Below are 23297 nucleotides of genomic sequence, written 5' to 3' on the forward strand. Positions count from 1 at the left end.
AGTGTTTTGAGTGACACTGATTTTTTTAAAATTTCTCTTTTCTTTTCTTGGAAATAGGTGTATAATGCTTTTAATTAAATTTTTGAGGAGTAGCTTATGAAGAAAAGTTTTATCCACCAACAAGAAGAAATTTCCTTTGTCAAAAACACTTTTACTCAGTATTTGAAAGACAAGCTAGAAGTCGTCGAAGTTCAAGGTCCTATCTTGAGTAGGGTCGGTGACGGGATGCAGGACAACTTATCAGGTGTGGAGAATGCCGTATCGGTCAAGGTTCTCCAAATCCCTGATGCTACTTATGAAGTGGTGCATTCACTTGCTAAATGGAAACGCCATACCTTGGCTCGTTTTGGTTTCGGTGAGGGTGAAGGTCTTTTCGTCCACATGAAGGCCCTTCGTCCAGATGAAGATTCGCTGGATGCGACCCACTCTGTTTATGTTGACCAGTGGGATTGGGAGAAGGTTATTCCAAATGGACAACGCAACATTGCCTACCTAAAAGAAACCGTTGAGAAGATTTATAAGGCTATTCGCCTTACTGAGTTAGCTGTTGAAGCCCGCTATGATATCGAGTCAATCTTGCCAAAACAAATCACTTTTATCCATACAGAAGAGTTGGTCGAGCGCTACCCAGACTTGACGCCGAAAGAACGTGAAAATGCTATCTGTAAAGAATTTGGAGCTGTTTTCTTGATTGGTATCGGTGGTGAATTACCAGACGGTAAACCGCACGATGGACGTGCACCAGACTATGATGACTGGACAAGTGAGTCTGAAAATGGCTACAAGGGTCTAAATGGTGATATTCTTGTCTGGAATGAATCTCTAGGTGGAGCCTTTGAGCTATCTTCTATGGGAATCCGTGTGGATGAAGAAACTCTTCGCCGTCAGGTGAAAATCACAGGTGATGAAGCCCGCTTGGAATTGGAATGGCACAAGTCCTTGTTGAATGGCCTATTCCCATTGACAATCGGTGGAGGAATTGGACAATCTCGTATGGCCATGTTCTTACTTCGCAAGAAACACATCGGAGAAGTGCAAACAAGTGTTTGGCCTCAAGAAGTCCGCGATACTTACGAAAATATTTTGTAGAGAATCGAACCGCAAGGTTCGGTTTTCTTTCTCTTTTTGCCCATAATTTGGTATAATAAACGGTATGAAAATCGTATCAGGAATCTATGGGGGACGTCCCCTCAAGACACTAGAAGGCAAGACGACAAGACCCACTTCGGATAAGGTTAGGGGAGCCATTTTTAACATGATTGGTCCCTACTTTGAAGGGGGACGCGTCTTGGACCTTTATGCAGGTAGTGGTGGTTTAGCTATCGAGGCAGTTTCGCGTGGCATGTCCAGCGCTGTTTTAGTGGAGCGAGACCGTAAGGCTCAGACCATCGTGGCTGAAAATATTCAGATGACCAAGGATGTTGGAAAATTTCAACTCCTAAAGATGGATGCGGAGAGGGCCTTGGAACAGGTATCTGAGGAATTTGACCTCATTTTCTTAGACCCTCCTTATGCCAAGGAACAAATCGTAGCAGATATTGAAAAAATGGCTGAGAGAGAGCTTTTTTCTGAAGATGTCATGGTCGTGTGTGAGACGGATAAGGCCGTTGAACTTCCAGAAGAAATTGCCTGCCTGGGCATCTGGAAGGAAAAAATTTATGGAATTAGTAAGGTGACAGTCTATGTCAGATAAGGTTGGCTTATTCACAGGCTCATTTGATCCGATGACAAATGGGCATTTGGATATGATTGAACGGGCGAGCAGACTTTTTGATAAACTTTATGTCGGTGTTTTTTTTAATCCCCACAAACAAGGATTTCTCCCTATTGAAAATCGTAAACGGGGGTTAGAAAAGGCTTTGGAACATTTGAGGAATGTTGAAGTCGTGTCTTCTCATGATGAATTGGTGGTTGATGTTGCAAAAAGATTGGGTGCTACTTGTCTAGTGCGAGGCTTGAGAAATGCGTCTGATTTGCAATATGAATCCAGTTTTGATTACTACAACCATCAACTGTCTCCTGATTTAGAGACCATTTATTTACATAGCCGACCGGAACATCTTTATATCAGTTCATCAGGCGTTAGAGAACTTTTGAAGTTTGGTCAGGGTATTGCCTGCTATGTTCCTGAGAGTATTTTGGAGGAAATAAGAAATGAAAAAAAAGATTAGATGGCCCTTATATGTCATTGCGGCCTTGATTGTGACTTTCTTGGCGTTTGTAGTGCCTTTGCCTTATTATATAGAGGTTCCAGGTGGTTCGGAAGATATTCGCCAAGTCCTTAAAGTAAATGACACAGAAGATAAGGAAGCTGGGGCCTATCAGTTCGTTACGGTTGGTGTCCAACATGCCACTTTAGCCCATATGATTTATGCTTGGTTGACGCCTTTTACAGATATTCGGAGTGTCCAAGAGACTACAGGTGGTTCTTCCGATGTTGAATTTATGCGGATCAATCAATTCTATATGCAAACATCGCAAAATATGGCCAAGTATCAAGGGCTAAAAACAGCTGGTAAAGATATCGAACTTAAATACCTTGGGGTTTATGTCTTGACTGTGACGGATAATTCGACCTTTAAAGGGATTCTCAACATCTCTGATACAGTTACCGCACTCAATGATCAGACCTTCGACAGTTCCAAAGACTTGATTGATTACGTCAATTCTCAAAAATTAGGGGACTCCGTCAAGGTCACCTATGAAGAGGATGGGCAAACCAAGTCTGCAGAAGGAAAAATCATTACGCTAGAAAATGGCAAAAATGGAATTGGAATCGGCTTGATTGACCGTACAGAAGTGACTAGTGATGTCCCAATTCGCTTTTCAACAGCTGGTATCGGCGGTCCGAGTGCAGGTCTCATGTTTAGTCTGGCCATCTATACCCAAATAGCTGACCCTGGCCTTCGTAATGGCCGTATCGTTGCCGGTACAGGAACCATTGACCGTGATGGTAATGTGGGGGACATTGGAGGTATTGATAAAAAAGTTGTAGCTTCGGCTAGAGAAGGTGCCGCTATTTTCTTTGCCCCAGATAATCCTGTTAGCGAAGAAGAACAAAAAGCGCATCCGGATGCGAAAAACAATTATCAGACAGCCCTAGAAGCAGCCAAAACAATTAAGACAGATATGAAAATTGTTCCCGTTAAAACTCTACAAGATGCAATTGATTACTTGAAAAACAATCCCTAATTTTTAAGTGAAGTTTCCAAACTAGCGCACAAACAGAGAAGATGGTATAATAGTCAAATGGTTCAATTATTATTCACTCTAAGCAGTCACATGCTCTTTATTTATGTGAGTTTTTACCTTTTAAAGGATCTTGTTAGATGGGAAAAGGTTTTAAAAGTGACAGCTGAGAATACAAGAAAAGTCCGTTTATTGATAGCTCTTTTCAGCATTGTAATGGGCTACATCATGAGTTCTTTCTTTATCAGCCTGTATCAACTGTGGCAAGAAGCGCTTAGAGGACTATTATAAAATCAAGAGTAAAGGAAATAAGTATGGAAAAAATTGTGGTTCAAGGTGGCGATAATCGTCTGGTAGGAAGTGTTACTATCGAAGGAGCAAAGAATGCAGTCTTGCCCTTGTTGGCAGCGACTATTCTAGCAAGTGAAGGGAAGACCGTCTTGCAGAACGTTCCTATCCTGTCAGATGTTTTCACCATGAATCAGGTGGTTCGTGGTTTGAATGCCAAGGTGGATTTTGATGAGGAAGCTCATCTTGTCGAAGTGGACGCGACTGGCGATATCACTGAGGAAGCCCCTTACAAGTATGTCAGCAAGATGCGCGCATCCATCGTTGTCTTGGGGCCAATTCTTGCCCGTGTAGGTCATGCCAAGGTATCTATGCCAGGTGGTTGTACCATTGGTAGCCGTCCTATTGATCTTCATTTGAAAGGTCTAGAAGCTATGGGGGCTAAGATTAGTCAGACAGCTGGTTATATCGAAGCCAAGGCTGACCGCTTACATGGTGCCCATATCTATATGGACTTTCCAAGTGTTGGTGCTACGCAGAACTTGATGATGGCTGCGACCCTGGCTGATGGTGTGACAGTGATTGAAAATGCTGCGCGTGAGCCTGAGATTGTTGATTTAGCTATTCTCCTTAATGAAATGGGAGCCAAGGTTAAAGGTGCTGGCACAGAGACCATTACCATTACTGGTGTTGAGAAACTTCATGGTACGACTCACAATGTAGTCCAAGATCGTATCGAAGCAGGAACCTTTATGGTGGCTGCTGCCATGACCGGTGGTGATGTCTTGATTAAAGACGCTGTCTGGGAGCATAACCGTCCCTTGATTGCCAAGTTACTTGAAATGGGTGTTGAAGTAATTGAAGAAGACGAAGGAATTCGTGTTCGTTCTCAACTAGAAAATCTAAAAGCTGTCCATGTAAAAACCTTGCCCCACCCAGGATTTCCAACAGATATGCAGGCTCAATTTACAGCCTTGATGACAGTCGCAAAAGGTGAATCAACCATGGTGGAAACAGTTTTCGAAAATCGTTTCCAACACCTAGAAGAGATGCGTCGCATGGGCTTGCATTCTGAGATTATTCGTGACACAGCTCGTATTGTTGGTGGACAACCTTTGCAGGGAGCGGAAGTTCTTTCTACTGACCTTCGTGCCAGTGCAGCCTTGATTTTGACAGGTTTAGTAGCACAGGGAGAAACTGTGGTCGGTAAATTGGTTCACTTGGATAGAGGTTACTACCGTTTCCATGAGAAATTGGCGCAGCTAGGTGCTAAGATTCAGCGGATTGAGGCAAGTGATGAAGACGAATAAGAAATCAAGCTACGTAATCAAGCGTTTACTTTTAGTCATTCTGGTACTGATTTTAGGTACTCTGGCCCTAGGAATCGGTCTAATGGTAGGCTATGGAATCTTGGGCAAGGGTCAAGATCCATGGGCTATCCTGTCTCCAGCAAAATGGCAGGAATTGATTCATAAATTTACAGGAAATTAGGCTGGAAAACCAGCCTTTTTCTAAAGATAAGGAGAAATATGAATAAAAAAACAAGACAGACACTGATCGGACTGCTAGTGTTATTACTCTTATCTGCAGGAAGCTATTACATCAAGCAGATGCAGTCGGCACCTAATAGTCCCAAAACCAAGCTTAGTCAGAAGAACCAAGCTTCTGAAGCTCCTAGTCAAGCATTGGCGGAAAGTGTCTTAACAGATGCAGTCAAAAGCCAAATAAAAGGGAACCTTGAGTGGAATGGATCAGGTGCTTTTATCGTCAATGGTAATAAAACAAACCTAGATGCCAAGGTTTCAAGTAAGCCTTACGCTGATAATAAAACAAAGACAGTGGGCAAGGAAACAGTGCCAACTGTAGCAAATGCCCTCTTGTCTAAGGCTACTCGCCAGTACAAGAATCGTGAAGAAACTGGGAATGGTTCGACTTCTTGGACTCCTCCAGGCTGGCATCAGGTTAAGAATCTAAAGGGGACTTATACTCATGCAGTCGATAGAGGTCACTTGTTAGGCTATGCTTTAATCGGTGGCTTAGATGGTTTTGATGCCTCAACAAGCAATCCTAAAAACATTGCTGTTCAGACAGCTTGGGCAAATCAGGCACAGGCCGAGGATTCGACTGGTCAAAACTACTATGAAAGTATGGTACGTAAAGCCTTGGACCAAAACAAGCGTGTCCGTTACCGTGTAACCCTTTATTACGCTTCAAACGAGGACTTAGTTCCTTCAGCTTCACAGATTGAAGCCAAGTCTTCAGACGGAGAATTGGAATTTAATGTTCTAGTTCCCAATGTTCAAAAGGGGCTTCAACTGGATTACCGAACTGGAGAAGTGACTGTAACTCAGTAAAAGATAACATAAACTCCTATGTCACTTGTGGATGTAGGAGTTCTTCTTTTACCAGTTTCAGCAGGGCTACAATAGACACTGATACTCAATGGAAATCAAAGTGCAAACTAGGAGGCTAGCCGCAGGTTGCTCAAAGTACTGCTTTGAGGTTGCAGATAAGACTGACGAAGTCAGCTCAAAACACTGTTTTGAGGTTGCAGATAGAACTGACGAAGTCAGTAACCATACATAAGGCAAGGTTAAGTTGACGTGGTTTGAAGAGATTTTCGAAGAGTATGAGAAAAAATAATATGTATTGGATCATATTTTGTGATATAATAAAGGATAAGATACTATTTTAGGAGAAGAACTATGGAAGACCCAAGTAGTCAGAACTTGTTGCTACAATTTGTTTTATTGTTTATCTTGACGGTGTTAAATGCCTTTTTCTCAGCCACAGAAATGGCCATGGTGTCACTAAACCGTGCGCGGGTTGAACAAAAGGCAGAAGAAGGAGATAGACGCTATATCCGTCTGTTGAAGGTACTAGAAAATCCAAATCATTTTTTATCAACCATTCAAGTAGGGATTACCCTGATTACGATTTTGTCAGGGGCGAGTTTGGCAGAAACTCTAGGACGAGAAATTGTCTCTTGGCTTGGAAATAGCGAAACAGCTTATGCTATTGCAAGTTTTCTATCTTTAGCATTTTTGACTTATATTTCCATCGTTTTTGGGGAATTGTATCCTAAGAGAATCGCTCTTAATCTAAAGGATGCCTTGGCGATTCGTACAGCGCCAGTTATTATTGGGCTGGGAAAACTAGTTAGTCCCTTTGTTTGGCTCTTGTCTGCGTCTACTAATCTTTTGAGTCGCTTGACTCCTGTGGCCTTTGACGATGCTGATGAAAAAATGACCCGTGATGAAATTGCCTACATGCTGACAAATAGTGAAGAAACACTAGATGCTGACGAAATTGAGATGTTACAGGGAATTTTTTCACTGGACGAATTAATGGCCAGAGAGGTCATGGTTCCTCGAACAGATGCCTTTATGGTGGATATTCAGGATGATAGTCAAACCATTATCCAAAATATTTTGAAACAGAATTATTCTCGTATCCCTGTCTATGATGGAGACAAGGATAACGTGATTGGGATTATTCATACCAAGAGTCTTCTTAAGGCAGGCTTTGTAGACGGTTTTGACAATATTGTTTGGAAGAGAATTTTACAAGATCCACTCTTTGTTCCTGAAACCATTTTTGTGGATGACTTGCTAAAAGAATTTCGCAATACCCAAAGACAAATGGCAATCTTGCTAGATGAATACGGTGGGATGGCTGGTTTGGTGACCCTGGAAGACCTCTTAGAGGAAATCGTTGGGGAAATCGATGATGAAACGGACAAAGCAGCAATAGATGTTCATCAGATTGGCGATGATACTTACATTGTTCAAGGTACCATGAATCTCAATGATTTTAATAGCTACTTTGATGTTGAGCTGGAAAGTGATGACGTTGATACCATCGCTGGTTATTATTTAACAGGAATTGGGAGTATTCCAACGACTGAGAAACTCAGCTATGAATTGGTCAGCCAAAACAAACAGCTTATCCTAACCAATGATAAGGTGAAAAATGGACGTGTTACCAAGGTAAAAGTCCAAATCACAGAAGTCGAAATAGAAGAAGAAACAGAGTAAACTAGAGGCTTTTGTCACCATGCGTGACGAAGCTTTTTTCAGTTGATTTTAAAAGGGAATAGTATCCTTGAAAAAACTTGGCCCCAAACTTACCCCAAAAGTTTTTTAAAAGTTATTCGTATTTATCCGATGAAAAAGAAAAAAGCCCTTCAAACGGGGCTTTCTGTTCATTTGCAACTTGATAAATCAAGTTATAGAAGGCGGTAGACGGATTTGAACCGACGATCAAGCTTTTGCAGAGCCGTGCCTTACCACTTGGCTATACCGCCTTAACGTTTATTATTATACCTTGAAAATGATTTTCAGTCAATAGGTTTTTCAGATTTTTTGTGTTAATAAGCCTAAATATTCTGAAAATTCGTTTACTTTTCTTGAAATATCTTGAAATATATGGTATAATTAATAATAACCTATACTTTATAAGAGGAGTAAAGAAATGAAAAAAAATCAAGTGCTTGCTGTAGCGGGGGCTACCTTATTAGCGTCAGGAGTTCTAGCTGCGTGTTCAAACACTAGTTCAAATAATGCGAAATTAGCAAAAGATTACCAATATGTTTATCAAACAGATCCAGAAACTTTGGATTATATCGTCAGCAATATTGATTCAACATCATTCGTCACAACAAATGCTGTAGATGGTTTGTTGGCTAATGATAAATATGGTAACCTGGTTCCTTCTATTGCTGAATCATGGACAGTTTCAAAAGATGGTTTGACTTATACCTATAAAATCCGTAAGGATGCTAAATGGGTGACAGCAGAGGGAGAAGAGTACGCTCCTGTCACTGCTAAAGACTTTGTTACTGGTTTGAAACACGCCGTAGATGGAAAATCAAAAGGACTTTCAATCGTTAGCTCTTCTATTAAGGGATTAGAAGCATACATCAAGGGTGAAACAAGCGATTTTTCAACAGTTGGTGTAAAAGCACTTGATGACCAAACACTAGAGTATACCTTGAACCAGCCAGAAACTTTCTGGAATGACAAGACAACTAGTGGTGTCATGATGCCGGTTAATGAAGAATTCTTAACTTCAAAAGGGGAAGGTTTTGGTGCCCCAACAGATGCGAACTCTATTCTTTATAACGGTCCATTTGTCTTAAAATCTGTAACTCCAAAATCATCTATCGAGATGGCTAAAAATGATGCTTACTGGGACAAAGAAAATGTAAAAATTGAGAACGTTAAGTTCACTTTCTGGGATGGTAAGGATCAAGATGTGATTGCTAAAGGTTTTGCCGATGGTCAATATAGCAAGGCGCGTATCTTCCCTACAAGTTCTACATATGAAAAATATGCAGCTGACTTCAAAGATAACATTTACTTTAATGAACCAGGTGCAGGTGTTGCAACTGTCAGCTTGAACTATGGTCGTACAACGTATAACCACACAGCCAAAACAAGTGATGCCCAAAAGACATCTGCTAAGAAAGCATTGCTAAACAAGGAATTCCGTCAAGCCTTGAACTTTGCGGTCGATCGCAATTCTTACTCAGCTCAAACAAATGGTACTGACGGCGCTGCAGTAGCCATCCGTAATACGTTTGCACCTTATAATCTTCAAGTTGGTAAGAAAATATTTGGTGAGTTGGTACAAGAAAGCTTAGCTAAGACAAATTCTTCTACTTGGTCAAACGTATCTCTAGCAGATTCTCAAAATGGACTTTACAATGAAGAAAAAGCTAAAGAAGTATTTGCTAAGGCAAAAGCAAGTTTACAAGCTGAAGGTGTTGAGTTCCCAATTCACTTGGATGCCTTGGTTATCCAAGAATCAACAGCGGTTGTAAACCGTGTTCAATCATTGAAACAATCAATTGAAAAAGTATTGGGTTCAGATAATGTTGTTGTAGACTTGCAACAAATGACTCAAGCAGAAGCTTTACCAATTTCATTTAGTGCTCCGACAGCTAAAGAGCAAGACTGGGATATCCATACCTTGTCAGGATGGAACCCTGATTATCAAGATCCGTCTACTTTCTTGGATCAGTTCGTCATTAAGGGAGGAAACACTCGTCTTTACCTTGGTATCGACCAAAGCACTGATGCATCAGTAGTGAGCAAACTTGGTTTAGCTGACTATGGAAAATTACTTGATGACGCAAACAGCGAAAACCAAGATGTTCAAAAACGTTATGAAAAATACGCAGTAGCACAAGCTTGGTTGACTGATAATGCTTTGACAATTCCAGTAATGGCTTCTCCTAAAGAAACAGCCGTTTCATATGTTTCAAAAGTTCTACCATTTAGCTCTTCGTATTCTGTAGCCGGCCTTAAAGGTGAAAATTCAGGATACTTGAAGTACACTGAAGTTGGTGAAAAAGCAATCACCAAAGAAGAGTATGAAAAAGCTCGTGAAAAATGGTTGAAAGAAAAGACTGAGTCAAACGAGAAAGCTCAAAAAGAATTGGCAAGTCATGTGAAGTAAATAATTTTCAATAGAACTTTCTCTCCATGAGGAGAAGGTTCTTTTGGGATTTTTAAAGGAAATGATATGAAAAAATATATTTTTATGCGTGTTTTGCGGTCATTGGTTTCTATCTTCTTAGTAACAACCTTGACTTACACGATTATCTATACAATGGTTCCTCGAAAATTGATTTTCAAACAGGATACCAACTATAACAAGATTGCGACAACTGCTGATAAACGTGATAACTATGAGAATACCGTTTATGAGCGTATGGGCTATATCGAGTACTACGATACCAAAGAGTTGCAAGAAAAAGCTAGCCAGATGGATGCTTCGGTAACCGTTGAAGCTAATGACACCAACAAGGCTATCTATGAAAAGTACATCAAACAAATCGGTCATGGTTGGACCTTGGGAGAATTTACTGAAAGTGGCCAATTCTACGCTACTCGTGAAATCCCCATTTTTGAACGTGTTTTCAAATTCTATGCTAACTTGATTGACATTGATCATACAAATAAAATTCAAGACCCTGAAAATCCAGACTTGAAACGTTACCTTCGTTTCGAAAACGATCCAGCGATCGGATGGTCATTGGTCGGTTCAGGTACTAAACACAAATATCTCTTGTACTTCAACAGTCAGTTCCCATTTGTGCATCAAAACTTTGTGAACATTAATTTAGGTGACTCTTATCCAACCTATGCTAATAGCCCTGTTTTACAGGTTATTACTCAGGGACAAGGACAAACAAAAACATCTCAAGTTCAGTTCCCAACAGGTAAGAAAACTTCTTCTGTAAATATTTACTCAAGAACCTACAAATCACCTAGTCAGGCTGACTCTCGTGAAGTAGCCAACTACGGAAAAGATGATCCTTATACAGCTACGGAAAGTAACTACCAATATCCTTCTATGATTGCTAGTTCTGCTGTCGTTGGATTGATTGGTTTGCTGATTTCTTATGCGATTGCCGTGCCACTTGGTTCAGCTATGGCTCGCTTCAAGAACACTTGGATTGATAGCTTCTCAACAGGTGCTTTGACCTTCTTGATGGCTCTTCCAACAATTGCCTTGGTTTATATCGTTCGTTTGGCTGGTTCTTCAATCGGTTTGCCAGATTCATTCCCTATCTTGGGTGCTGGAGATTGGCGTTCGTATGTTTTACCAGCAGTGATCCTTGGTTTGTTGGGTGCTCCTGGTACAGCGATTTGGATTCGTCGTTACATGATTGACTTACAGTCACAAGACTTTGTACGTTTTGCTCGTGCAAAAGGTTTGTCTGAAAAAGAAATTTCAAACAAACATATCTTTAAAAATGCCATGGTTCCGCTGGTTTCAGGAATTCCTGGTGCCGTTATCGGGGTTATCGGTGGTGCAACCCTTACTGAAACAGTCTTTGCCTTCCCAGGTATGGGTAAAATGTTGATTGACTCTGTAAAAGCATCTAATAACTCTATGGTCGTTGGTCTTGTCTTTATCTTTACATGTATTTCTATCTTCTCCCTTCTTTTAGGAGATATTTGGATGACTATTATTGACCCACGTATTAAATTGACTGAGAAAGGAGGCAAATAATGTCTACAATCGATAAAGAAAAATTTCAGTTTGTAAAACGTGACGATTTTGCCTCTGAAGCCATTGATGCGCCAGCTTATTCATACTGGGGATCAGTGTTTAGACAATTTATGAAGAAAAAATCAACTGTAGTTATGTTGGGAATCTTGGTAGCTATCATTTTGATGAGTTTCATTTACCCAATGTTTTCTAAGTTTGATTTCAATGATGTCAGCAAGGTAAACGACTTTAGTGCTCGTTATATCAAGCCAAATGCTGAGCATTGGTTCGGTACAGACAGTAATGGTAAATCTCTCTTTGACGGTGTCTGGTTCGGAGCTCGTAACTCTATCCTCATTTCTGTGATTGCGACAGTGATTAACTTAGTTATCGGTGTCTTTGTCGGTGGTATTTGGGGAATTTCAAAATCAGTAGACCGTGTGATGATGGAAGTTTACAACGTCATCTCAAATATCCCATCTCTTTTGATTGTCATTGTCTTGACTTACTCAATCGGAGCTGGATTCTGGAATCTGATTTTTGCCATGAGTGTAACAACATGGATTGGGATTGCCTTCATGATCCGTGTGCAAATCTTGCGTTATCGTGACTTGGAATACAACTTGGCGTCACGTACTTTGGGAACGCCAACATTGAAGATTGTTGCCAAAAATATCATGCCTCAATTGGTATCTGTTATTGTGACAACGATGACTCAAATGCTTCCAAGCTTTATCTCATACGAAGCTTTCTTGTCTTTCTTCGGTCTTGGATTACCGATTACAGTGCCAAGTTTGGGTCGTTTGATTTCAGATTATTCACAAAACGTAACAACCAATGCTTACTTGTTCTGGATTCCATTGACAACTCTTGTCTTGGTATCCTTGTCCCTTTTCGTAGTTGGTCAAAACTTAGCGGATGCTAGTGATCCACGTACACATAGATAGGAGTAGAAATGACAAAAGAAAAAAATGTAATTTTGACTGCTCGCGATATTGTCGTGGAATTTGACGTTCGTGACAAAGTATTGACAGCCATTCGCGGCGTTTCCCTTGAACTAGTTGAAGGAGAAGTATTAGCCTTGGTAGGTGAGTCAGGATCAGGGAAATCTGTTTTGACAAAGACTTTCACAGGTATGCTTGAAGAAAATGGTCGTATTGCTCAAGGAAGTATTGACTACCGCGGTCAGGATTTGACAGCTCTATCTTCTCACAAGGATTGGGAACAAATTCGTGGTGCTAAGATTGCGACTATCTTCCAAGATCCAATGACTAGTTTGGACCCGATTAAAACAATTGGTAGTCAGATTACAGAAGTTATTGTGAAACACCAAGGAAAAACAGCTAAAGAAGCGAAAGAATTGGCCATTGACTACATGAATAAGGTTGGGATTCCAGACGCAGATAGACGTTTTGATGAATACCCCTTCCAATATTCTGGAGGAATGCGTCAACGTATCGTTATTGCTATTGCCCTTGCCTGCCGACCTGATGTCTTGATCTGTGATGAGCCAACGACTGCCTTGGATGTAACCATCCAAGCACAGATTATTGATTTGCTGAAATCTTTACAAAACGAGTACCATTTCACAACAATCTTTATCACCCACGATCTTGGTGTGGTAGCAAGTATTGCGGATAAGGTGGCTGTTATGTATGCAGGAGAAATCGTTGAGTATGGAGCTGTTGAGGAAGTCTTCTATGATCCTCGCCATCCATATACATGGAGTCTCTTGTCAAGCTTGCCTCAGCTTGCTGATGATAAAGGGGATCTTTACTCAATCCCAGGAACACCTCCGTCACTTTATACTGACCTGAAAGGGGATGCTTTTGCCTTGCGTTCTGACTATGCAATGCAGATTGACTTCGAACAAAAAGCTCCTCAATTCTCAGTATCAGAGACGCATTGGGCTAAAACTTGGCTTCTTCATGAGGATGCTCCAAAAGTAGAAAAACCAGCTGTGATTGCAAATCTCCATGATAAGATTCGTGAAAAAATGGGATTTGCCCATCTGGCAGACTAGGAGGAAGGAAATGTCTGAAAAATTAGTAGAAATCAAAGATTTAGAAATTTCCTTCGGTGAAGGAAGTAAGAAGTTTGTTGCGGTTAAAAATGCTAACTTCTTTATCAACAAGGGAGAAACTTTCTCGCTTGTAGGTGAATCAGGAAGTGGGAAAACAACTATTGGTCGTGCCATCATCGGTCTAAATGATACAAGTAATGGAGATATCATTTTTGATGGTCAAAAGATTAATGGTAAGAAATCGCGTGAACAAGCTGCGGAATTGATTCGTCGAATCCAGATGATTTTCCAAGACCCTGCTGCAAGTTTGAATGAACGTGCGACTGTTGATTATATTATTTCTGAAGGTCTTTACAATCACCGTTTGTTTAAGGATGAAGAAGAACGTAAAGAGAAAGTTCAAAATATTATCCGTGAAGTAGGTCTTCTTGCTGAGCACTTGACTCGTTACCCTCATGAGTTCTCAGGTGGTCAACGTCAACGTATCGGTATTGCCCGTGCCTTGGTCATGCAGCCAGACTTTGTTATTGCGGATGAGCCCATTTCAGCCTTGGACGTTTCTGTGCGTGCCCAAGTCTTGAACTTGCTCAAAAAATTCCAAAAAGAACTTGGTTTGACCTATCTCTTTATCGCCCATGACTTGTCGGTTGTTCGTTTTATTTCAGATCGTATCGCAGTTATTTATAAGGGTGTTATTGTAGAGGTTGCTGAAACAGAAGAATTGTTTAACAATCCAATTCATCCATATACTCAAGCCTTACTGTCAGCGGTACCAATTCCAGATCCAATCTTGGAACGTAAGAAGGTCTTGAAGGTTTATGACCCAAGTCAACACGACTATGAGACTGATAAGCCGTCTATGGTTGAAATCCGTCCAGGTCACTATATTTGGGCTAACCAAGCCGAATTGGCACGTTATCAAAAAGGACTAAACTAAGAATGGTTTTATAATTTCCATGTCAATTTTTATGGAAATTATAAACCTTTTTTTGTTGAATTGATTTGAAAAAACTTTGAAATTATCCTGAAAGAATTTTCGGAAAATTTTAAAAAATTCTGAAATATTCTTGACAGTTAATGAAAAAGGTGGTAAGATAGGAAACATCAAAAAAGAAAGCAGAAAAAGAAATGAATAAGAGACCAGCTGTAACTATGAATCAAAACTTTTACTTTAGCTACTTTAGATAGTGTTTGTAGACATGTCATCATGGATGCAAACAGTTCAAGCAATTTGTTTGTATCTATGTGGCTAAGGTTTTTGATTGTGGTCCATATAGATGAATATCTAAATGGACTAGCAAAGTTATAACTTGTTAGATTATTTCAAGCATCCGTTTAGGTATTATCTAGGCGGTTTTTTGTTTTATACTCTTCGAAAATCAAATTCAAACCATGTCAACGTCGCCTTGCCGTACTCAAGTACAGCCTGCGGCTAGTTTCCTAGTTTGCTCTTTGATTTTCATTGAGTATTATCTTTTCTGAGAAGGAGTTTCATTATGAAAGTTGTTCGAAAATTACTAGCCCCTCTCTTGGTAGTGGGTATCCTCTTGACCTCTCTGATTAGTTTACATCAGTTGAAGGCAGATAAGAAAAAAGATGTGTTTCGTATCGGTATTTCGCAATTTATTACCCATCAGTCTCTAGATGCTACTAGAGAAGGATTTGTGGATGAACTAGCCAAACAAGGTTATCTTGAAGGGGAAAATATTGAGATTGATTTGCAAAATGCACAGGGAGAACAAAGAAATCTAAAAACCATTTCTCAGCAGCTAGCAGAATCCAGTGATGTTGTTCTAGCCATCGCAACGCCTTCTGCCCAGAGCTTGGCCAATACAACGCAAACAACACCGGTTATCTTTTCAGCTGTAACAGACCCAGTCAGTGCCAAGTTGGTTGAGTCAAGAGAGCATCCTGGAGGCAATGTAACTGGGACAAGCGACCAGTCGTCAGATGCCATTTCAACCCAAATCAATTTGATAAAGAAAGTGTTGCCAAAGGCTAAAACGATTGGAATTCTCTATACTCAGAGTGAGCCAAATTCGGTTGTCCAAAAGGATGAGGCTAAGCGTCTTCTGGAAGAAAAAGGCTTTACCGTTGTTGAAAAAACAATCTTGGACAGTAACAACGTCAAGGCGGCAGCCGAGAGCTTGATGGCAGAGGTTGATATGGTTTTTGTACCAACGGACAATATCATTTCGTCAACTATGGAAACAGTCAAGCAGGTTTCTATTAAACATAAGGTACCAGTATTTGGTGGTTCAACAGAAATGGTTGCGGTTGGTGGCTTGTATAACTACGGAACCAATTATGAAGAATTGGGAAGACAGACAGCTCGCATGCTGATTCGTGTTTTAAAAGGTGAAAAGCCAGAAAATATGGCAGTTGAGTTGCCTGAAAAACTGGAATTGCATACCAATCAAGAAATGGCAGATGCACTAGGAATTGATATCAGTAAGTTAGAAGGCAAGGAATAAGGAGGTTTAAGATGAGTTTTGTATTATCTAGTTTATCAGAAGGTTTGTTATGGTCGATTATGGCTATTGGGGTCTACTTGACTTTCCGTATTTTGGATATTGCGGATATGACTGCTGAGGGAGCCTTTCCTCTGGGGGCAGCTGTCGTTGTATCACAGATACAGGCAGGGACAAATCCTTGGATTGCGACCTTACTTGCTTTGCTTGCAGGTATGGTAGCAGGTCTTGTATCAGGAATGCTCCACACCAAGATGAAAATTCCAGCTCTCTTGACAGGTATTGTAACCTTGACAGGGCTCTATTCCATCAATATTAAAATCATGGGAAGTGTGCCCAATCTTTCCTTGGGAGATTCTTCAACCGTCTTTAAACAATTAGCGAACTTTGGTCTGACAAATGAAGAAGCTGTGTTCTCACTCAGTTTAGCCTGTCTCTTACTTGTTTGTTTGGTTTTGACCCTTTTGATGAAAACGGAGATTGGTTTGGTTTTACGTTCGACTGGGGACAATATTCCGATGAGTGAGGCAAATGGGGTCAATGTAGACACCATGAAGATTGTTGGTTACATGATTTCAAACGGCTTGATTGCCCTATGTGGTTCCTTGTTTGCCCAAAATGATGGATTTTCAGATGTGACTTCTGGGACAGGAACCATTGTTGTTGGTTTGAGTGCAGTGATTATTGCGGAAGTCTTGATACACGATTTGACCATTGGAGGCCGCTTGTTATCTATCGGAATCGGTGCTATTGTTTACCGTTTGATTATTTTAAATATCTATGAAATTCCAAATCTAGATCAAAACCTGGTTCGTCTCTTTAATGCAATCTTGCTCGCCTTGGTTTTATTTGCACCAGAATTGCAAAAGAGATTAAAGATTCGTGGTCTGAAATTGAGAAATGAATAGGAGGAGAAAGTTATGGCAAGTTTATTAACACTTGAAAATATCCACAAGACATTTGAAGCAGGGACGGTCAATGAGAACCATGTCCTCAAAGGATTAGATTTAGAAGTGGAAGAGGGAGATTTTATCTCTGTGATCGGTGGAAATGGTGCAGGTAAATCCACTTTGATGAATATCTTGGCTGGTAATCTATCGGTAGACGAAGGAGACCTTTTATTGGCAGATAAATCCATTAAAAATCTGAGCGTCAGAAAGAGAGCCAAGGATATTGCACGTGTTTTTCAGGATCCTAAGATGGGAACAGCTTCTCGTTTGACGATTGAGGAGAATATGGCTATTGCCTTGAGACGTGGGCAAAAGAGAGGGCTTGGCTGGGGTGTGAAGGAGAAGGATAGAATCCAGTTCCAAGAAGCCTTGAAAGAGTTGAATATTGGCCTTGAAAATCGCTTGAAAGTGGATACTCAATACCTCTCAGGAGGACAAAGACAGGCCTTGACCCTAGTCATGGCAGCTCTGGTGAAACCTAAACTTTTGCTTTTGGATGAACACACTGCGGCACTTGACCCGAAAACGAGTCAAATGGTGATGGATTTGACGCAAAAGATTGTGGAAGACCATCAGTTGACGACTTTGATGATTACCCATGATATGAACCATGCAATTGAGTACGGAAATCGTCTCATTATGCTCTATCAAGGAAAGATTGTGGTGGATGTCAAGGGAGAGGAGAAAAAGCATCTGACGGTTGAAAATCTTATGCATCTCTTCCAGAAAAATAGTGGTCAAAGCCTAGTCAGTGATGAGTTGGTTTTGGGATAAAGAAAAAGGCTGAGATCCAGTGTCTCAGTCTTTTATAATATGGATTACACAGCATTGTTAACTAGATACTTGTCAATTGCTGTATGACATTAGTATTGATTTAAATTGATACAAGGTAAAAGAAATCTGGAAGAATCTGTTTCTGTCGAGGAGTTCTCACGATTGTTAAAACCAGTCCTCAAGACAAAAGGACTGGTTTATAGTTTAGAATATTATCTTAAAAGATATCAGTTAAATGGTAGATGAAATGGTGTATAACATACTTGAGTTGAACTTGAATAGAATGGGCCCTCTAAGTAATTCTTAAAAATTTATAGATCTAATCTATCTTATTTTTTAGTAGGAAGATGGATGTTAAGACTAAACTAAGTCCTGATAAGAAGAGCAGTGGATTTGAGGATTCACCAGTTTCTGGAAGTTGTTCTTTGAGATGAGTATTTTCCAGCTGGGAAGGACTATCGGTAGTTGAAGCCTGCTCAAAGTTTAGGGAGGTTGTTGCAACTGTTTTGCTTATTGAGGTTTCCGGAGTATTGACATTTTGATAGACTACCGCATATGTACTAAAGAGACTGGTAGTAAATTCTGCCATACCATCACGAATAGTGAAAGAAAGTGATTTCAATTCTTTTGTCGGAGTTAGGTAATAAATATTTTCTACATCAGCTGTAATTGGTAATCTAACTAAAACAGCTCCCCGTGGTTGTATATTATGGTTGTTTGAATTTTTAAATTGAATATCATAAGCATCGTATATCTTGCCAAAGAGTTCTTGAGCCAACACGTGTTTACTAGAGAGATGAGAAATTCCTTCTAAGTCAGTTGCTCTACCAATAATCTCAACACCAGTCTTTTCATCCTTCAAGACACGAAGTTTATACTCAGCAATACTGCTAGTAGATGTTTTTTCTTGCCTAGCTCCTTTACCAGGTTCACTATAATTAGGACTGTCTATGGTAGGAGCTTTCTGTTCTCTTCCTGTCTCTATAGATTTGGTGTATTCAGGTCTTTCCACAGAAGGTGCCTCCTGATCCCCAACAGTTCCGATAGGACCAGTATATTCAGGTCTTTCCACGGTAGGTGCTTCTTGATCCCCGGCAGTTCCGATAGGCTCAGTGTATTCGGGAATTTCCACAGAAGGTGCCTCCTGCTCACCAGCAGTTCCGATAGGACCAGTGTATTCGGGTCTTTCCACAGAAGGTGCCTCCTGATTTCCCGCAGTGCCGATAGGCTCAGTGTATTCAGGAATTACTACAGAAGGTGCTTCTTGGTCTCCTGCAGTGCCTATAGGATCTGTGTACTCAGGAATGGTTCCAACTGGAGCAGGCTCATCCCCTTTGCTTGTAAGGATTTTTTCTTCAACTGGAGCAGTTTCGTCCTTAGGAAAGACAGCTACAACAGGACTAGTCGTTGTTGTACCTTGGATGGCATAAGCTTCTATCGGCTTGCCAGCTTTACGGTCCGTAGTTTCAGGAATATCTAGTTGGACCTTATTATTCTTGATGGTTAATACTGTTTGTTCACCTGATGTGACAAGATGATCATCATCGACTTTTCTAAGTAGAAGAGGATCTTTGATACCAGGGAAGGTCACAGCGACTGCATCCCAATTGCCAGTTGGTAGGGTTAGGGTAACAGTCTTATCTTTGGACTTAACGGAATCAAGACTTGGACTATCGAGAGACACAGAAGGTGCCTTTAAGATATCAAAGGAATCAAGAGAAATTTTCTTTCGTCCTTGTGGAGAATTTGGATCCACTTTCAAAGTAAGAACGTGATCACCATCAGCTAGATTTGTGAATTTGCCAATTAATGCACCTTTTTCAGTTGCTCCTGAAGTGTAGAAATCAAGGGCTGGCATTTCTTTACCATCAAGTGTGACAAGCGCCTTGCCAAGGGCAGATGTTTTCAGTCCATAGATTCGGATACCTGTTCCAGAGAATGGAATGGTTGCAGTGGCTTCAGAAGCGAGGCTATCATCTGAGTTGATGTCAGCATATTTCTCTGTAGAAGCATAGAGTTCTGTATCGCTCCAATCCTTAAACATGGAACCATACTGGATACGAGGGTCACGGTCGTCGATCTTCTCAACAGCTTCTCCTTGACCTGGGAAGACCTTGAAGTAGTCTAAGGAAATTTTTGAGCGTTCACTTCCTCGTCCCTTATGTTCTCGTTTAACAGTGATGGTCATGAGGTGAGGACCTGGGGATAGATTTGTATAACGACCGATTAGGACCCCCTTTTCAGTAGCACCAGCTGTATAGAAATCAAGCTCTCCCACAGATTTACCATCGATTTTAACGTCAGCAAGTCCCAATTGAGATGACTTGAGTCCGTAGATTTCAATACCAGGGCCATTGAATGGGATGGTTGCAGTCGCATCTTTATCAGAATAATTTCCATTTGAGATATCGGCGTATTTCTCTGTGCCGCTAAATAGTTCTGAGTCAGCCCAGTTTCCATAAGCTGAGCCGTACTGGATGCGCTTGTCACGGTCATCCATCAACTCACTGAAGGAATCGATAGAAGCAGGATCTGAAACTGGTGTTGTACGGTCCCTTAGCATAGCCTTAACGGTATAAGTATAGGCATGGCTAGAATCAATCGAGCGATCGATAAAGTGAGTTTGGTTGGTGATAAACTCACGAACGCTAGGAGTTTGACTGTTTTCATCCTTGCTTTCTCGTCGGATGACATAATGACTTGCTCCTTCAACTGTATTAAAGTCAAGTTCAGCTGTGATGGAATCTTTTCGAAGGGCTGATAAGCGAGTCACTCGTCCAGGGAAGTTTTCAAAGGTAATGACATCACCTTTTTGAGTCGCAAGTTGGATACGGTTATCTTTGAGGCGACTAGCTTGAACTTCCTTGCCATTAATCTTGATAATACTAGCTTCGATATTTGGATAGTCTACGACTAAGTCTCCACCCACATTAGAAAGGAAAGATAGCGTTTCAAGATTTTTCTCTTTCCATTTCATGCTGACTTCAAAGTTACCACGAGCGACTAAGCCTGAGACTTGCCCGTCTTTCCAGGCATCTGGGAGGGCTGGTAATGGGGCAATGTAGCCTGTGTGAGACTGAAGGAGCATTTCTGCCATACCGCTGGTTGCACCAAAGTTTCCATCAATTTGGAAAGGCGCGTGCGTATCCCAGAGATTTTCTAGGGTTGAGGATCTGAGCTGTTCTGCCAACAAACGGTGGGCACGATTTCCATCTAAGAGACGGGCCCAGAGGTTGATTTTATTGGCCTTAGACCAACCAGTTCCACCATCTCCACGGTGGTTTAGGGTTGCGCGTGCAGCTTCTAGATATTCAGGCTGATCCTTGCCAAATAGAGTACCTGGGAAGAGACCAACTAGATGGGAAACGTGGCGGTGGTGGTTTTCAATGCCTTCGTTGGTGAATTGTGGGCTGTCTTCTTCGTACCATTCCTTGATACGGCCGTCTTGGTTGATATGAAGTGGTTTGAGCTTATCAAATTTAGCCTTCACTTCTGTCACCAAATCTTGGTCGACCTTCAGATGATTGGCTGCTTCCATATAGTCGTGGAATAGCTGCCAAACTAGAGATTGGTCAAAGGTATTCCCAATCGTGATGGTTCCATGCTCTGGTGAGTAGGATGGAGAAGATACCCAACGGTCACTTGCTTGGTCATAATGCAGGAAGGAATTCCAGAACTTGGCTGTTTCCTTGAGCATTGGATAAATCTTTTCTTTAAGATAAGTTTCATCCTTGGTGAATTTGTAGTAGTCATAGACGTTCTGCATCATCCAAGCATTGGCAGCAGGAGACCAACCCCAATAGTAGTTCCAACCAGGAGTAGTCCAGCCAAATGGTGTCGCCTGAGTATGAACCAACCAACCGTTTTCTTGACCTTCTTTGGATTCGATACCTGCGTATTCTTTAGCAGCGATACGACCATAATAGCGCATGTCATCGATATAATTGATCATTGGCTTAGCCGTTTCTGCGAGATTGCTCATGTAGGCAGGCCAATAGTTCATCTGTAGGTTGACATTGAGGTGGTAGTCTGAGTTCCAAGGTGGATTGTCTACAGCATTCCAGACTCCTTGCAAGTTGGCAGGGAGGGCATCTGTTCGGTTACGAGACGAACTGATGAGGAGATAACGTCCGTATTGGAAGAAGAGTTCTTCTAACTTTTGGCCTTTTGTTGGATTATAGGTTTGAAGAGCTTCTTTTGTAGTTTGATTAGACTTGCTACCGCCGAGGTTTAATTGAACACGGTTGAAAAGGCTTTGGTAATCCTTGATGTGATCATTTTTCAGAGTCTCATAGTCTTTGGTTTTAGCAGCTTCAACGATAGATTTGACAGTTTTTTCTACATCAATATCCTTGCGGTAATTGGTTTTCGGATTTTGAGCAAAATTAGTCTTGGCACTGAGTAAAAGCGTAGCGTAGCTGGCCCCTGTGACCGTTAAACTATCATCATGGACAGTAACTTTTCCGTCCGTTTTAAGTCCTAGATAGGATGCAAACTGGAGTCCATTATCTTTGACTGTACCTTTTAGTAGGATACCATTTGGGTCTGTCGTAACATGGCCATTCTTGTAGTGAGAATATTCCGATGAGTAGTCTCCGTTGGCAATCAAATCTTCTGTTAAGGTATTCCAAAGGGTAAAATCAAGCGTCTTATCTCCCTTTTTAGTCAAGTGGGTCACGGTGACATCATCAGGATAGCTGGAGAAGGTTTCACGTTTGAAGGTTGTTCCATCTTGGGTATAGGAGGTAGTTGTGATAGCTTCAGAAATATCTAAGCCACGATGATAGTGAGTAACATTTTCCAAGCCCTTCTTCTGGTTATTAAAGACCATAAAGATATCACCGAAGGCTAGGTAGCGACCGTATTGGGCATTGTTTGGCCCAACCAAATTTCTCTCTGCTAGTTGTTTGGCTTTTTGACGGTCACCGTCTTCTAAGGCTTTACGGATTTCTGCTAAGACTTTGTAACGGTCCTTGTAGTTTCCACCGTTGTAGTCTTGACTATCTGGCTGTGGGCCTCCAGACCAAAGTGTTTTTTCGTTGTACTGGATTCTTTCTTCACCGATGAGTCCGAAAACCTTGGCACCCATTTCCCCATTTCCGACTGGGAGGGCTTGTTTTTCCCAACCGTCATAGGAAGGAGCAGTTGGTTGGTTGTAATGTAGTTCGTAATGTTCTTGTTTGTTCACAGGAAGTTCTGGTTTCTCGCTCTCCTTATTTTCAGCAGGGGCGGTAGCTGTCGTTGTATCCGACTGACTACTTGTTTGAGGTAATTCTGGTTCTGCGATGGTTTGCTTCTCAGATGATTCAGCTATAGGCTGAGTCTCTGTGTTAGAAGCAAGAACTTCCTCAACTTTCGTATCCGGTTTAGCAGAGGTTTCAGTAATTGTTGCCTCACTTTCCGGAATCTCGACACCATCAGCAGCCACATCCTGTGCTGCTAAAAAAACAGCTCCTAGTAAAACAGAGGCAGCTCCGACACTTAGTTTTCGGATGCTATACTTGCAGGATTTTTCCCAATATCTCTTATCCACAAAATTCTCCTTTCTCATGTCTGTAAGCGCATACATTTTCTTTTTAAAAAATAAGTCTTGCAGAA

General features: G+C 41.1%; 18 protein-coding genes and 1 tRNA gene. 17 read left to right on the forward strand and 2 right to left on the reverse strand.

The window, feature by feature from the left end; genetic code table 11:
- Nucleotides 1-96 precede the first annotated feature (96 nt).
- From asnA to HT731_RS00650, 9 genes are all read left to right on the forward strand, one after another.
- Nucleotides 97-1089, forward strand: coding sequence for an aspartate--ammonia ligase (gene asnA / locus HT731_RS00610; RefSeq protein ID WP_173277215.1), 993 nt, complete (start codon nt 97-99; stop codon nt 1087-1089).
- 64 nt (nt 1090-1153) lie between these two features.
- The gene (gene rsmD, locus HT731_RS00615; RefSeq protein WP_173277217.1) at nt 1154-1693 is read left to right on the forward strand and encodes a 16S rRNA (guanine(966)-N(2))-methyltransferase RsmD; all 540 of its coding nucleotides are present in this window, start codon (nt 1154-1156) and stop codon (nt 1691-1693) included.
- Nucleotides 1683-2171: a pantetheine-phosphate adenylyltransferase gene (coaD, locus tag HT731_RS00620; protein ID WP_173277219.1), complete on the forward strand. Its 489-nt coding sequence runs from the start codon at nt 1683-1685 to the stop codon at nt 2169-2171. The genes rsmD and coaD overlap by 11 nt, the downstream gene beginning before the upstream one ends.
- Nucleotides 2155-3192, forward strand: coding sequence for a SepM family pheromone-processing serine protease (locus HT731_RS00625; RefSeq protein ID WP_173277221.1), 1038 nt, complete (start codon nt 2155-2157; stop codon nt 3190-3192). Before coaD ends, HT731_RS00625 begins: the two co-directional genes overlap by 17 nt.
- A gap of 57 nt (nt 3193-3249) precedes the next feature.
- The gene (locus HT731_RS00630) at nt 3250-3480 is read left to right on the forward strand and encodes a DUF1146 family protein (RefSeq protein WP_063612229.1); all 231 of its coding nucleotides are present in this window, start codon (nt 3250-3252) and stop codon (nt 3478-3480) included.
- A gap of 23 nt (nt 3481-3503) precedes the next feature.
- On the forward strand, nt 3504-4787 hold the full coding sequence (gene murA, locus HT731_RS00635) for a UDP-N-acetylglucosamine 1-carboxyvinyltransferase (protein ID WP_173277223.1): 1284 nt from the start codon (nt 3504-3506) through the stop codon (nt 4785-4787).
- Nucleotides 4774-4968, forward strand: a complete 195-nt coding sequence (locus tag HT731_RS00640; protein ID WP_173277225.1) for a DNA-directed RNA polymerase subunit beta — start codon at nt 4774-4776, stop codon at nt 4966-4968. The genes murA and HT731_RS00640 overlap by 14 nt, the downstream gene beginning before the upstream one ends.
- A 38-nt stretch (nt 4969-5006) precedes the next feature.
- Nucleotides 5007-5831: a DNA-entry nuclease EndA gene (gene endA / locus HT731_RS00645; RefSeq protein ID WP_173277227.1), complete on the forward strand. Its 825-nt coding sequence runs from the start codon at nt 5007-5009 to the stop codon at nt 5829-5831.
- 351 nt (nt 5832-6182) lie between these two features.
- Nucleotides 6183-7514, forward strand: a complete 1332-nt coding sequence (locus tag HT731_RS00650; protein ID WP_173277229.1) for a hemolysin family protein — start codon at nt 6183-6185, stop codon at nt 7512-7514.
- A gap of 198 nt (nt 7515-7712) precedes the next feature.
- Here the strand turns inward: HT731_RS00650 and HT731_RS00655 are convergent.
- A tRNA-Cys gene (locus HT731_RS00655) sits at nt 7713-7783 on the reverse strand.
- A gap of 167 nt (nt 7784-7950) precedes the next feature.
- On the opposite strand from HT731_RS00655, the gene HT731_RS00660 reads away from it, so the two are divergent.
- The 8 genes from HT731_RS00660 (at nt 7951) to HT731_RS00695 (ending at nt 17699) form a co-directional block, all read left to right on the forward strand.
- Complete coding sequence (locus HT731_RS00660; RefSeq protein ID WP_125451509.1) at nt 7951-9939, forward strand: peptide ABC transporter substrate-binding protein; 1989 nt, start codon at nt 7951-7953, stop codon at nt 9937-9939.
- 66 nt (nt 9940-10005) lie between these two features.
- Complete coding sequence (locus HT731_RS00665) at nt 10006-11502, forward strand: ABC transporter permease (RefSeq protein ID WP_173277231.1); 1497 nt, start codon at nt 10006-10008, stop codon at nt 11500-11502.
- Nucleotides 11502-12428 (forward strand): oligopeptide ABC transporter permease OppC, encoded by a 927-nt coding sequence (gene oppC / locus HT731_RS00670; RefSeq protein ID WP_000103691.1) that lies wholly within the window; start codon nt 11502-11504, stop codon nt 12426-12428. Before HT731_RS00665 ends, oppC begins: the two co-directional genes overlap by 1 nt.
- Nucleotides 12429-12436: 8 nt before the next feature.
- Entirely contained in the window at nt 12437-13504 is a 1068-nt protein-coding gene (locus HT731_RS00675; RefSeq protein ID WP_173277232.1) for an ABC transporter ATP-binding protein, read from the forward strand.
- A 10-nt stretch (nt 13505-13514) separates the two neighbouring features.
- A complete protein-coding gene (locus HT731_RS00680) occupies nt 13515-14441 on the forward strand; it encodes an ATP-binding cassette domain-containing protein (protein WP_050971445.1) in 927 nt (308 codons plus the stop codon).
- A gap of 559 nt (nt 14442-15000) precedes the next feature.
- Nucleotides 15001-15978 carry an ABC transporter substrate-binding protein gene (locus tag HT731_RS00685; RefSeq protein ID WP_173277234.1) on the forward strand — a complete coding sequence of 326 codons (978 nt, stop codon included), beginning with the start codon at nt 15001-15003 and terminating at the stop codon, nt 15976-15978.
- Nucleotides 15979-15989: 11 nt separating this feature from the next.
- Nucleotides 15990-16883: an ABC transporter permease gene (locus HT731_RS00690; RefSeq protein ID WP_033679668.1), complete on the forward strand. Its 894-nt coding sequence runs from the start codon at nt 15990-15992 to the stop codon at nt 16881-16883.
- Nucleotides 16884-16895: 12 nt separating this feature from the next.
- The gene (locus HT731_RS00695; RefSeq protein WP_049541014.1) at nt 16896-17699 is read left to right on the forward strand and encodes an ATP-binding cassette domain-containing protein; all 804 of its coding nucleotides are present in this window, start codon (nt 16896-16898) and stop codon (nt 17697-17699) included.
- A gap of 319 nt (nt 17700-18018) precedes the next feature.
- Here the strand turns inward: HT731_RS00695 and HT731_RS00700 are convergent, their stop codons facing one another.
- Nucleotides 18019-23232 carry an SIALI-17 repeat-containing surface protein gene (locus HT731_RS00700; RefSeq protein WP_173277236.1) on the reverse strand — a complete coding sequence of 1738 codons (5214 nt, stop codon included), beginning with the start codon at nt 23230-23232 and terminating at the stop codon, nt 18019-18021.
- Nucleotides 23233-23297: the final 65 nt, after the last annotated feature.

This window comes from Streptococcus sp. k-163 (genome assembly GCF_013277555.1).
GTDB lineage: Bacteria > Bacillota > Bacilli > Lactobacillales > Streptococcaceae > Streptococcus.

Coding starts and splice junctions, on each gene's coding strand:
- asnA (WP_173277215.1), top strand. CDS start 97: ATGAAGAAAAGTTTTATCCACCAACAAGAAGAAATTTCCTTTGTCAAA.
- rsmD (WP_173277217.1), top strand. CDS start 1,154: ATGAAAATCGTATCAGGAATCTATGGGGGACGTCCCCTCAAGACACTA.
- coaD (WP_173277219.1), top strand. CDS start 1,683: ATGTCAGATAAGGTTGGCTTATTCACAGGCTCATTTGATCCGATGACA.
- HT731_RS00625 (WP_173277221.1), top strand. CDS start 2,155: ATGAAAAAAAAGATTAGATGGCCCTTATATGTCATTGCGGCCTTGATT.
- HT731_RS00630 (WP_063612229.1), top strand. CDS start 3,250: ATGGTTCAATTATTATTCACTCTAAGCAGTCACATGCTCTTTATTTAT.
- murA (WP_173277223.1), top strand. CDS start 3,504: ATGGAAAAAATTGTGGTTCAAGGTGGCGATAATCGTCTGGTAGGAAGT.
- HT731_RS00640 (WP_173277225.1), top strand. CDS start 4,774: ATGAAGACGAATAAGAAATCAAGCTACGTAATCAAGCGTTTACTTTTA.
- endA (WP_173277227.1), top strand. CDS start 5,007: ATGAATAAAAAAACAAGACAGACACTGATCGGACTGCTAGTGTTATTA.
- HT731_RS00650 (WP_173277229.1), top strand. CDS start 6,183: ATGGAAGACCCAAGTAGTCAGAACTTGTTGCTACAATTTGTTTTATTG.
- HT731_RS00660 (WP_125451509.1), top strand. CDS start 7,951: ATGAAAAAAAATCAAGTGCTTGCTGTAGCGGGGGCTACCTTATTAGCG.
- HT731_RS00665 (WP_173277231.1), top strand. CDS start 10,006: ATGAAAAAATATATTTTTATGCGTGTTTTGCGGTCATTGGTTTCTATC.
- oppC (WP_000103691.1), top strand. CDS start 11,502: ATGTCTACAATCGATAAAGAAAAATTTCAGTTTGTAAAACGTGACGAT.
- HT731_RS00675 (WP_173277232.1), top strand. CDS start 12,437: ATGACAAAAGAAAAAAATGTAATTTTGACTGCTCGCGATATTGTCGTG.
- HT731_RS00680 (WP_050971445.1), top strand. CDS start 13,515: ATGTCTGAAAAATTAGTAGAAATCAAAGATTTAGAAATTTCCTTCGGT.
- HT731_RS00685 (WP_173277234.1), top strand. CDS start 15,001: ATGAAAGTTGTTCGAAAATTACTAGCCCCTCTCTTGGTAGTGGGTATC.
- HT731_RS00690 (WP_033679668.1), top strand. CDS start 15,990: ATGAGTTTTGTATTATCTAGTTTATCAGAAGGTTTGTTATGGTCGATT.
- HT731_RS00695 (WP_049541014.1), top strand. CDS start 16,896: ATGGCAAGTTTATTAACACTTGAAAATATCCACAAGACATTTGAAGCA.